The 12,266-nt window shown below is 36.3% G+C and carries 7 protein-coding genes and 2 pseudogenes; 6 read left to right on the top strand and 3 right to left on the bottom strand.

The features are described 5' to 3' along the window. Window positions 1–218: 218 nt before the first annotated feature. Complete coding sequence (locus AFK68_RS28245) at window positions 219–1,664, top strand: glycosyltransferase family 39 protein (protein ID WP_168186691.1); 1,446 nt, start codon at window positions 219–221, stop codon at window positions 1,662–1,664. A gap of 625 nt (window positions 1,665–2,289) precedes the next feature. Beyond that, window positions 2,290–4,227 carry an AAA-like domain-containing protein gene (locus tag AFK68_RS28240; RefSeq protein WP_094677024.1) on the top strand — a complete coding sequence of 646 codons (1,938 nt, stop codon included), beginning with the start codon at window positions 2,290–2,292 and terminating at the stop codon, window positions 4,225–4,227. A gap of 197 nt (window positions 4,228–4,424) precedes the next feature. On the opposite strand, the gene AFK68_RS28235 is transcribed toward AFK68_RS28240, so the two are convergent. From AFK68_RS28235 to AFK68_RS28225, 3 genes are all read right to left on the bottom strand, one after another. Continuing rightward, window positions 4,425–4,913, bottom strand: coding sequence for a DUF3368 domain-containing protein (locus tag AFK68_RS28235; RefSeq protein WP_094677022.1), 489 nt, complete (start codon window positions 4,911–4,913; stop codon window positions 4,425–4,427). Further along, on the bottom strand, window positions 4,897–5,154 hold the full coding sequence (locus tag AFK68_RS28230; protein ID WP_094677020.1) for a UPF0175 family protein: 258 nt from the start codon (window positions 5,152–5,154) through the stop codon (window positions 4,897–4,899). The genes AFK68_RS28235 and AFK68_RS28230 overlap by 17 nt, the downstream gene beginning before the upstream one ends. Window positions 5,155–5,360: 206 nt before the next feature. After that, on the bottom strand, window positions 5,361–5,594 hold the full coding sequence (locus tag AFK68_RS28225; protein WP_094677018.1) for a hypothetical protein: 234 nt from the start codon (window positions 5,592–5,594) through the stop codon (window positions 5,361–5,363). Between the two features lie 307 nt (window positions 5,595–5,901). Between AFK68_RS28225 and AFK68_RS28220 the strand changes: the two are divergent. From AFK68_RS28220 to AFK68_RS28205, 4 genes and pseudogenes are all read left to right on the top strand, one after another. Continuing rightward, window positions 5,902–6,140: pseudogene (locus AFK68_RS28220) on the top strand (AAA-like domain-containing protein); the annotation flags it as partial. A gap of 134 nt (window positions 6,141–6,274) precedes the next feature. Further along, window positions 6,275–7,995, top strand: a pseudogene (locus AFK68_RS46805) (AAA-like domain-containing protein); the annotation flags it as partial. A gap of 48 nt (window positions 7,996–8,043) precedes the next feature. Continuing rightward, window positions 8,044–10,002, top strand: a complete 1,959-nt coding sequence (locus AFK68_RS28210; RefSeq protein WP_094677014.1) for a WD40 repeat domain-containing protein — start codon at window positions 8,044–8,046, stop codon at window positions 10,000–10,002. Window positions 10,003–10,320: 318 nt separating this feature from the next. Then, on the top strand, window positions 10,321–12,138 hold a 1,818-nt coding region (locus tag AFK68_RS28205), incomplete at its 5' end, for a hypothetical protein (protein ID WP_143438376.1). Window positions 12,139–12,266 lie beyond the last annotated feature (128 nt).

Below are 12,266 nucleotides of genomic sequence, written 5' to 3'. Positions count from 1 at the left end.
GCCTTTTGATAATTATTAATAGCATTATCTAATAAACCCTTTTGTTGGTAAGCATAACCCAAATTTCGGAAAGCAGAGGCTAGATCGGGAAAAATCTTCCGAAAAGCATCATCCTAGTCTTAGGGATATTTTTCAGATTTATCAATATTGACCGTAAAGTTTACTGGTATGATGAAACAATTACATCCTTAAGAATTGTCAGTTACACCAGGGGAGAATTGAAAGACTTAATCTCAAATCAAGGTACTATTAGTATTGCCAAATTACAGCAATATCAAGATATTAATCCTGATAAAAACACAATTAATCTTATCAGTTCCCTAGCCAGAGATAATCCCGAACACTTACCAATTTATTTTGTACTTTTGAGGTGGTGGGTGAAATTATTCGGTAACTCTGTAACTGTAATTAGAAATTTCTCAGCCATAACGAGTTTACTAATTTTTCCCTGTATTTATTGGCTATGTCGAGAATTATTTGGCAAATCATTAATAGGATGGGTAGCAATTTCTCTCACAGCAATTTCTCCAATTTTAGTATTATATGCTCAGGAAGCACGAGCTTATAGTCTTTTTTCTGTTGCTGTTTTACTATCAAGTATTGCCTTGCTCCGAGCAATGCGAATTAACACTAAACGTACCTGGCAAATTTATATAGCAAGTCTCATCTTTGCTCTATATACTCATCTCTTTTCTGTATTAGTAAGCTTTAGTCATGGATTATATGTAATCCTCACTGAAAAACTTAAACTTACCCAGAAACTAAAATCCTATTTACTAGCATCTTTCTACGGATTTTTAGGATTTTTACCTTGGCTAATCTTGATAATTAATCATTTTGATGGCATCAATTGGGTTTCCAAGAATCTACCATTCTTAGATTTGTTGAAAAGATGGTTTATCAATCTAGGTTTTACATTTTTTGATATTCAAATTGGTTCGCCTGAGAGATTATTCGATGTCAAGAAACTTGTTTTTGATAATAATGCTTTATTACAATTAAATACCATCTGGCCGTACATCTTGGCATTGGTTTTAGTATTGGTAATCTACTCTATTTATTTCCTCCTAAAAAATGCACCTCGACAGGCAAGTATTTTTATCTTAACTTTAATGGCAGTCACTCCCATAAGTTTAATAATTCCCGACTTAATATCTGGCGGACAACGTTCTACTATTGCTCGTTATTTAATTCCAGCTTATTTAGGAATTCAATTATCTGTCGCTTATTTATTAGGAACAAAACTGACTAACTTTACAAATAAAATCCAACATAAATTTTGGCAAATAGTAACTGTAGCTGTCATTTCTTTAGGCATCATATCTTGTGGAATTAGTTCTCAAGCTGAGACTTGGTGGCATAAATATAGTAGTTATTATGATGCTCAAGTCGCCAGAATAATTAATCAAACAAGTCAGCCACTTGTTATTAGTAATCATTCTGTAAGATTAGCTACTCTAGGATATATGTTGAGACCAGATGTCAAAGTTTTATTAATCGAAGAACCGAAAGTTCCAAAAGTTCCAGAAGGTTTTACCGATATATTTGTATTTCGTCCTGAATGGAGTTTAATTTCAGGATTAGAAACACAAGAAAATTCTCAACTGGAGTTGGTTCATAACTTTGGAGAACTTTGGATTTTAACTAAGAGTAAGGAAGAATAAGATTAAGTAGGTAGACGTAAATAAACTTCACTATGTAAGAAAATTTTGATGTAGTCAAAACTCTTGATATTGCTTGCTTCCACTCCGTTCCAGTCGCAATGACGTAGTTTTCAATAATTAATAATTAATAATTACCTCTTATTTTTAATAATAGGATTGGTTAAAAGGATTTTTTCCTTTAAATGAGAGGCTTTAAACCCGAATTTTTTGGTAATTTTTTTTTTCACTTATCTACTTAATTATTTGAGTAAATATTTACTACTTATTCAGACTAATAGACATCTCCAATAATAAAAAATAAAATAAATTATCCGTTGGAAGTCATCTATTATTTCTCCTTACTCCCTGCTTTGTAAGGATGTTGCATGCAACGTCCCTACTCCCTCTTTTCTGGAGATGTCTAATTCTATAGGAATTTTGGCGTTGCTGAATTAAGGTATGAAAGTATAAACTTAATAATCTCAAGTATTTGTTATTCCATAGTTTAGCAATTGCCAAAAAATACAAATCATACCCACGCATCAGCAACACCAAATTTTAATATCTGGCGATATACGTTATAATATTGAGTTAATAAACAGTCGATAATAATTGGAAACTTTTCTGATCAAACTACTAATTAGTAATGTCTGAAAATAATTCTCTCATCGGACAAATTCTACGTCAACGTTATCAAGTTATTGAAAAATTAGGCAAAGGTGGTGGGTTTGGTGAAACTTATCTGGCAGAAGATTTAGATATACCCGAAATTCCTAAACCAAGATGTGTGGTGAAACGACTAAAACCTACACAAAAAAATGCAAAAGTTAAGAGTTTATTTGAGCAAGAAGCTCGAACTCTGAATAAGCTGGGAACACATCAGCAAATTCCAACTTTATATGCTTATTTTGAACATGACGATGAATTTTATCTAGTTCAAGAACTTATAGATGGTAATGACTTAACTAAAGAAATAAATCACGGTTGGAATGAATCTAAAGTCATAGAATTTTTAGCGGAAATTCTGGAGTTACTAATTTTTGTTCACGATAATAATGTGATTCATCGAGATATTAAACCAGCTAATATTATGAGGCGTAACAGTGATGGAAAATTAGTATTAATTGACTTTGGAGCTGTTAAAGAAGTCAGGACAATAGTAGTTGGTGATGATGGGCAACCTACTAGCACTATTACTATCGGAACTCCTGGTTATATGCCTGTGGAACAATTACAAGGTAGACCTCAATTTGCTAGCGATATTTATGCAGTTGGAGTAACTGCTATTCAAGCTTTAGTCAGAGAATATCCTCAAAACTTTCCCCATAACATTTCTGGAGAAATAGACTGTGAAACTATACTTTCTGGTATTAATGATGACCTAGCCAATATATTAATAAAAATGGTAAAAGTTAACTGGCATCAGCGCTATCCAAATGCTCAAGTTGCTTTGGCAGAATTATTAAATGTTAAACCAAAGTTAGAATCATTAATACGTCAGCAAGAACAGGCAGTAACTATTAAAATAGTTCCTCCAATTAGTAGTAATAATATAACTCAGGTTCCCGAATCACAATTAGAACCTCCTTCAGGTCAAGTTCGTCTAAATTCTCCTTTTTATATTGAGCGAATGCCTATTGAGTCAGAATCTTTTCAAGCTATTCTGAAGCCAGATGCTCTAATTAGAATTAAAGCTCCTCGGCAAATGGGAAAAAGTTCTTTATTATCCCGAATTTTAGCTCATGCTAGTCAACAAAATTATCGGACAGTTTCTTTGAATTTTCAAACTATAGATGCAGATTTTCTGGAAGATTTAGACAAATTTTTACAGTGGTTTTGTGCGAATGTTAGTGATGAATTGGATTTAGAGGAACAGTTAGATAAATATTGGAAAAAAGTTTTAGGAGTCAAAAAGCGATGTACTAAATATTTTGATAAATACCTGTTGAATGAAATTAAAACGCCGATAGTTTTGGGGTTAGATGAAGTTGACGAAATTTTCCAAAATCCTGATTTAGCAACACAATTTTTTGCCTTATTAAGAGCTTGGCACGAACAAGGTAAAAATAATCCTGATTGGCAAAGACTACGATTAATAATTGTTCACTCTAAGGAGGTTTATATTCCTCTAAATATTAATCAATCTCCCTTTAATGTAGGATTAGGAATTGAGTTACCAGAATTTAACTTAGAACAGGTCAAAGATTTAGTACAAAGACATGGCTTAACCTGGTCTGACGAACAAATAGAAAAATTGATGGAAATGTTAGGAGGACATCCCTATTTAGTACGTCTAGGACTCTATGAAATTGCTAGCCTAAAAATGACTTTAGAACGACTTTTAGAATTAGCACCAACTGATGAAGGACCTTATTATAATCACTTGCATAGACATTTGTTGAACTTGCAAAAAGATGAAAATTTACAGACAGCAATTAGCAAAGTTGTTAATGCAGAAACTCCTGTGGAAGTTGGTACAATTGAAGGCTTTAAATTACGCAGTATGGGATTAGTTAAATTTCGGGGAAATGCCGTTGTGCCATTGTGTGGTTTATATAGAAAATATTTTCAAGTTCACGTTTAGACTTCTTGCAGAAGTCAGGGAGTAGGGAGTAGGGAATAGGGGGATGAAATTGTTAATTTTATGTATTACATTACAGTGCTTTTCAAATTGATTAACAACATGGCCATAAACAAAACCCTGTAGGGACGTTGCATGCAACGTCCCTACAGTGGCATACCGTGCAGGAAAACCGCTGTAAATTACACTCCAATTCATACTTATTCCCCTTCTCCCACAAGTGCTAAAACTTGTTGATAAATATCAGAGCTTACCCAAAAACCACTATTAACTAAATCATCTAATATAGGTTTAATTGATGAAATAAACCCTAACTGTTTAGCCTTCAATAATACTCCTAATGTTCCTGTTATTGGTATTCCTAATTTAGTAGCCTCTTTTCTACCTTTTCGTTCATCAACTATTAATAAATCAGCCTTTAATTCTAATGCTAAAACAATTGCTTCAGCTTCTCCTGGATCGAGTTTTGTTTGTAGACTCATAACTAAGGTTAAATTATTAACTGAACCTTTCTTAATCCACTCCAAAGAATTTACAGCTAACGTAGCAGGTTCTGTAGCACCAGCATTGATTATTTCCTGATAAACAGTTTCTGGTATAATCAGTTCACCATATATTTTTTTAAGTAAGTCTAGTTGCCCAACTGTGGCTAAATTACTAATAGGTGATGTGTCACTGACTATTATCATTTTCCTTTGATTCTTGTAAATTATAGAAATCTTCCATCAATTCTTCCATACCATAATGCAAAGGAATATGACGCTTGGCAAGTAACTTTTGAAATGCTAACTGGTTCATTTGGGCAAAACGAGCAGCTTGTGCAAGGGTAAAACGTTCCTGCTGAAATAACATAACTGCTATTTCTATTTGTAGTTGCCCTTCCGACATCTCAATTTTTTCTAATATTTCGTTTGATATAATAAGACTCATATTTATAATTTTTGATAGTTTAAAATTTATTGTACAACTGACTCACTATTAAAATAGTAAATAAAAATATTTGTATCTAATAGAAATCTATTCATCCCACTCAACTCTCAATTCTTTTTGAAATTCTAGAGCATCAACCCGTTGTGGTAAAAAACCAAATAATTCTGAAGGTTCAAAAGAATCTACAAGATTTTCTGNTCCGAAAACTATTCATCCCACTCAACTCTCAATTCTTTTTGAAATTCTAGAGCATCAACCCGTTGTGGTAAAAAACCAAATAATTCTGAAGGTTCAAAAGAATCTACAAGATTTTCTGTTGATTTTGGCAAAGACTGCATCACCACAACAACTTCTACTAAACCAGGTTGAATAGTCTCAGGTAGAGAAATTTTTATTTGTCGATCGCTACCAACGGAGACTATTTTTCTTACAGTTTCCATTTTTTTCTTTAGTTAAACTTTAATTTATGAATATAATACCTTAATTCTAATAACTTTAAGACCAGACTTTCTATTTCTCTAGAAAGTAGGTTGGGTAGAGCGACAGCGAAACCCAACAAAATAACAAAATAAGGTAATACCATCTTTGATAATAGATAATTTTTTTGTGTACTTGCTAAGAATCTAATAGTTGGGTTTTTCCGTTGGAAATGCTCCGCAAACGTTCCATGCTGCGCAATGCTAACGCAAACAACCCAACCTACCCTTATTACTTTTCTTTATTCCCTATTCCCTATTCCCTAGCACTATGAATAACTACGAATATTATATCGGTGGTAGTCTGCCAATTCATGCCACAACTTATGTCAATAGACAAGCAGATAATGATTTATATCAAGGTTTGAAAAATGGAGATTTTTGTTATGTTTTAAATTCCCGGCAAATGGGTAAATCTAGTTTGCGAGTCAAAACTATCCAACGTTTACAACAAGAAAATATTGCCTGTGTCAGTATTGATATGACAGAAATTGGCACCCATGATATTACNGAATAACTACGAATATTATATCGGTGGTAGTCTCCCAATTCATGCCACAACTTATGTTAAAAGACTTGCTGATAATGATTTATATCAAGGTTTGAAAAATGGAGATTTTTGTTATGTTTTAAACTCCCGGCAAATGGGTAAATCTAGTTTGCGAGTCAAAACTATCCAACGTTTACAACAAGAAAATATTGCCTGTGTCAGTATTGATATGACAGAAATTGGCACCCATGATATTACCCCTTCAGAATGGTACGCCAGTATTATTGATACTATTTTGACTGGCTTAAATTTAGATGATGATTTTGATATTGAGGAACTGTGGTCAGCTAATAGTCAACTTTCTAATGTGAAACGTTTTAGTAAGTTTATTGGTGAAATTTTATTGCCTTCTATTTCTCAAAATATTGTGATTTTTATTGATGAAATAGATAGTACCCTCAGCCTACCTTTTAATATTGATGATTTTTTTGCGGTTGTTCGAGATTGTTATAACAAACGGGCAGATAATTCAGATTATCAAAGGTTGACTTTTGCCATGATTGGTGTGGCAACCCCGGCAGATTTAATTAAAGAGAAAAAACACACTCCTTTTAATATTGGTAAAGCTATAAAATTAACAGGTTTTCGGTTAGCTGAAGTCGAGCCATTGGCAAAAGGTTTAGTTGATAAAACTGCCAATATTAATAAGTTGATGGAGGCAGTTTTAGATTGGACCGGAGGCCAGCCATTTTTGACCCAGAAAGTTTGTAAATTAATTAGCAATAGTTCAGAAATTGTCCCTGATGGCCAGGATGCCGAATGGGTGGCCGATTTGGTCAGACAGAGGATTATTGACAATTGGCAAGTACATGATGACCCAGAACATTTAAAGACAATACGCGATCGCCTCTTGGTGAATGAAAAACGGGCGAGTCGGTTATTGGGTTTGTATCAGCAGGTTTTATTAGAAGTCAGAAGTCAGAAGTCAAAAGTCAGAAGTAATACTCCCGATACCTCCCCTTTAGAAGTCAGAAGTCAGAAGTCAGAAGTCAGAAGTAATACTCCTGATACCTCCCACACTTCCCCCTCTTCCCCCTCTCCCGAGACTCCCCACACTTCCCACACCCTGGCAAACGACAACCCCGAACAAATGGAACTCCGTCTTACAGGTTTAGTAGTAAAACAGGAAGGGCGGTTACAAGTTGCTAACCGTATTTATCAAGAAGTGTTTAATTTGCAGTGGGTGGAAAAGGAGTTGGGAAAGTTGCGCCCCTACTCTGAAGCGTTTAATGCTTGGGAAGAGTCCGGATGTAAGGATGAGTCGCGACTTTTGCGGGGTCAAGCATTGGCAGATGCTTTAGGGTGGGCGGTAGATAAAAGTCTGAGCGATCGCGACTATCAATTTTTAGCTGCTGCTCAGGAAGTGGAGAAACAGGCGATCGAGCTGGAAAAGTTGGAAGCGCAGATAAAGTTGGATGCTCAGGCAAAGGCAAATCAAATATTGGATGAGGCAAAACGCAAAGCAGATGAGGCGAAGCAGAAAGCAGAAAGGCGACTGCGGATAAGTTTTGCAGTATTGGTACTATCGTTAATAGGGGCAGCTCTTACTGGAGTTACGGTTTGGCGAGCAAATCTTAAGGTGGCGGAAACGGAAGCGGTGCGTAAAAGTATTACTTCTCAGTTATTGCTTGATTCAAATAAACGTTGGGAGGCAATGCTGCAAGCTTTAAGAGCTGCTAAACAACTACCGCGATCCAACCTAATATTCCAACCCCAGACTAATAACAAGATGAAGATAACAGATGCTCTGAGTCAAGCTATATATATAGATAATGGAAAGTACCGAGAACTTAACCGTCTTCAGGGGCATGAGAANGTATTACTTCTCAGTTATTGCTTGATTCAAATAAACGTTGGGAGGCAATGCTGCAAGCTTTAAGAGCTGCTAAACAACTACCGCGATCCAACCTAATATTCCAACCCCAGACTAATAACAAGATGAAGATAACAGATGCTCTGAGTCAAGCTATATATATAGATAATGGAAAGTACCGAGAACTTAACCGTCTTCAGGGGCATGAGAATTGGGTCTTTGGTGTAGCATTTAGTCCTGATGGTCAGATAGTTGCTTCTGCGAGTGGTGACAATACAGTGAAATTATGGAACCGTCAGGGGAAATTATTGCAGACTCTCACCGGGCATGAGAATTGGGTCTTTGGTGTAACATTTAGTCCTGATAGTCAGATGATTGCTTCTGCAAGTAGTGACAATAAAGTGAAATTATGGAATCGTCAGGGGAAATTATTGCAGACTCTCACCGGGCATGAGAATTGGGTCTGGGGTGTAGCATTTAGTCCCAATGGCGAGACTATTGCTTCTGTCAGTCGTGACAATACAGTGAAATTGTGGAACCGACAAGGGAAATTATTGCAAACTCTCACCGATCACAATAATTCGGTCTATAGTGTAGCATTTAGTCCTGATGGAAAGACTATAGCAACTGCAAGTGATGACAAAACGGTGAAATTGTGGAACCGTCAGGGGAAATTATTGCAGACTCTCACCGGTCATAAGAATTCGGTCTATGGTGTAGCATTTAGTCCTGATGGAAAGACTATAGCAACTGCAAGTGATGACAAAACGGTGAAATTATGGAGCCGTCAGGGGAAATTATTACAGACTCTTACTGGCCATGAGAATTGGGTCTTTGGTGTAGCATTTAGTCCTGATGGGAAGACTATTGCTTCTGCAAGTAGTGACAATACAGTAAAATTGTGGAACCGTCAGGGGAAATTATTGCAGACTCTCATCGGCCATGAGAATTGGGTCAATGGTGTAGTATTTAGCCCTGATGGCAAGATGATTGCTTCTGCAAGTGATGACAATACAGTAAAATTGTGGAAGCAAGAGGGGCAGTTGGTGCAGACTCTTGAAGGACATGAGAATAGTCTCTCGGTTGTGACATTTAGCCCTGATGGGAAGACTATTGCTTCTGCAAGTAGCGACAATACAGTAAAATTGTGGAACCGTCAGGGGAAATTATTGCAGACTCTTACCGGAGACAATAATTCAGTCTATAGTGTAGCATTTAGTCCTGATGGGAAGACTATTGCTTCTGCCAGTGATGACAAGACGGTGAAATTATGGAGCCGTCAGGGGAAATTATTGCAGACTCTTACTGGCCATCAGAATTGGGTCTATGGTGTAGCATTTAGTCCTGATGGGAAGACCATTGCTTCTGCAAGTGGTGACAATACAGTAAAATTGTGGAACCGTCAGGGGAAATTATTGCAGACTTTGCAGGGGCATGAGCATTGGGTCTATGGTGTAGCATTTAGTCCTCATGGCAAGATTATTGCTTCTGCAAGTGATGACAAGACGGTGAAATTGTGGAACCGCCAGGGGAAATTATTGCAGACTTTGCAGGGGCATGAGCATTGGGTCTATGGTGTAGCATTTAGTCCTCATGGCAAGATTATTGCCACTGGAAGTGGTGACAATACAGTAAAATTGTGGAACCGCCAGGGGAAATTATTGCAGACTTTGCAAGGCCATGAGGATTGGGTCTGGGGTGTTGCCTTTAGCCCTGATGGAGAGACTATTGCAACTGCAAGTGCTGACAAAACAGTGAAGTTGTGGAACCGTCAGGGGAAATTATTGCAGACTCTAACCGGGCATAAGGATAAGGTCAGAGGTGTAGCATTTAGTCCTGATGGCAAGATGATCGCTTCTGGCAGTGATGACAAAACTGTAAAACTATGGAACATTTGGAAGTTCGATCGCCTCCATGAATGGGGTTGCAACTGGATGCGCGACTACCTAGAAAATAACCCCAATGTCAGTGAAAGCGATCGCCATTTATGTGATGGTGTTGGGAAATGAGATACCATGTCAAATCCAGATATTGTAGGGGCGAATGGTCATTCGCCCCTACACATTATATGATTATCGACGGAATTATGTTACTCCGAAATTAAATGAATTTACCTAAATATCTAACCACATTACCCCCAATCAAATTCTGGTTTTACCTCAGCCTAACCCTAGCCATAATTTGTGGAATTTTAGGAATAATTCCCGCCTTCAGCCATCAATATGTCGTCCAAGATGACGCTCGCTCCCATGTTTTTTGGATGGCAAGATTTCTCAATCCAGAACTTTTTCCTAACGATATTATTGCCGACTATTTTCAATCAGTTNTATCTAACCACATTACCCCCAATCAAATTCTGGTTTTACCTCAGCCTAACCCTAGCCATAATTTGTGGAATTTTAGGAATAATTCCCGCCTTCAGCCATCAATATGTCGTCCAAGATGACGCTCGCTCCCATGTTTTTTGGATGGCAAGATTTCTCAATCCAGAACTTTTTCCTAACGATATTATTGCCGACTATTTTCAATCAGTTGCCCCGAAAGGATATACCTACTTTTATCAACTATTTTCTCTCATCGGCATCCCTCCTTTATTACTCAATAAATTCCTGCCAATAATATTAGGATTAATCACAACTGCCTATTGTTTTGGAGTCGCAATCCAAATATTACCCGTACCACTCGCAGGATTTCTCAGCACATTATTTTTGAATCAAAATCTCTGGCTCAAAGACGACTTAATCTCCGCAACCCCCAGAGCATTTTTCTATCCTTTATTCTTAGCATTTCTCTATTACTTCCTTAGACATTATTCGTTAGGAATAGCAATAACAATCACCCTTCTCGGATTATTTTATCCCCAAGGAGTTTTGCTCTGTTCCTCCCTCTTAGTCTTAGACTTTCTCTACTTCCGAAACAAGCAAAAATTTACCATTTTAACCATTGGCTTAACCACAGCATTTTTTGTACTTCTACCCTACGCCTTAAACACCTCCAAATATAGTCCGATAATTACATTAACCCAAGCCAAAAAATTACCAGAATTTTATCCTGGAGGTAGAGCATCCTTCTTTTCAGATAATAGTTTTGATTTTTGGTTAACAGGCGATCGCTCCGGCATTATTCCTCCAGAATGGTTATCTCAATCTTTCCTCCCTCCCCAAGTTTGGGCAGGATTATTATTAATCATTTTCTTAAGCTTAAATTACTTTCCCCTCGCCAAAAAAGTCACTAACAAAATAATCCTTTTACCAGAATTAGCCCTAGCATCAACCGGAATATTTTTAGCCGCCCACTTATTATTATTTCGACTACATCATCCTAGTCGTTACAGTCAACATAGCCTCAGAATTATCATGGCATTAGCTGGTGGAATAGCCTTTACTTTAATAATTGATTTTCTCAGGCAAAAATTCCATCTATTCAACCATTCCTCCCAAACAAAACCAGTCGGAAAAATCAAAACTATATCTATATCAGGACTTACAGAGAAACCGGGTTTATCAAAGAAATTTCTTGATTTGAATCAGAGTAATAAACCCGGTTTCTTGGTTTATTTGCGTAAGTTATCTATATATATAGTATTAATTTTACTCCTTTTATATCCAGCCTTAACCAACAACTTTCCTGTCACTAATTATGTAGTGGGAAAAGCACCAGAACTTTATGAATTTTTAGCCAAACAACCCTCAGATATCCGCGTTGCTTCTTTAGCATTAGAAGCTAATAATATTCCTACTTTTGCCAAACGTTCAATATTAGTTGGTTCGGAATATGCTTTACCTTATCATCAAGGATATTATGCTCAGATAAAACAACGAGCAAATGATTTAATTAAAGCACAATATAGTCCTAACTTAGAACAAGTGAAAAAGTTTATCCAAAAATATGAGATTGATTTTTGGTTATTAGATTCTCAGGCATTAACTTTAGAATATGTCAGAAAAAATCATCGTCTTCAACAATTAAATAATAATGCCGCTACTCTAGTTAGAGCGCAGATGGAAAATGGCATAGTTCCGAGTTTGTTAAATGTTCCAGAAAGTTGTCGAGTTTTAGATATTCAGGATTTAGTTTTATTAGATGCTAAATGTATTTTAGGTATAACTTCTCGTGACGGAGGTTACAAGAAACCGGGTTTATGAAAGGTAAATTTTAGTATGATATAGAATCCGGTTATATAGTAGAGTTGTTGGGAAATAACTTAGATTACAAAAAAAATAAAATGAAAACAGATATATTTAGTTAGTGATTTTATTATTTATGCTGCCAT

Source organism: Hydrocoleum sp. CS-953, from assembly GCF_002260545.1.
Taxonomy (GTDB): Bacteria; Cyanobacteriota; Cyanobacteriia; order Cyanobacteriales; family Microcoleaceae; genus Trichodesmium.
The sequence above is the reverse complement of the archived record's forward strand: the minus strand, read 5'-3'. Positions and strand labels throughout refer to the sequence as shown.

Excerpts from the sequence above, each read along its gene's own strand:
- AFK68_RS28240 (WP_094677024.1), top strand. The coding sequence starts at position 2,290 with ATGTCTGAAAATAATTCTCTCATCGGACAAATTCTACGTCAACGTTAT.
- AFK68_RS28230 (WP_094677020.1), bottom strand. The coding sequence starts at position 5,154 with ATGAGTCTTATTATATCAAACGAAATATTAGAAAAAATTGAGATGTCG.
- AFK68_RS28210 (WP_094677014.1), top strand. The coding sequence starts at position 8,044 with ATGCTGCAAGCTTTAAGAGCTGCTAAACAACTACCGCGATCCAACCTA.
- AFK68_RS28235 (WP_094677022.1), bottom strand. The coding sequence starts at position 4,913 with ATGATAATAGTCAGTGACACATCACCTATTAGTAATTTAGCCACAGTT.
- AFK68_RS28225 (WP_094677018.1), bottom strand. The coding sequence starts at position 5,594 with ATGGAAACTGTAAGAAAAATAGTCTCCGTTGGTAGCGATCGACAAATA.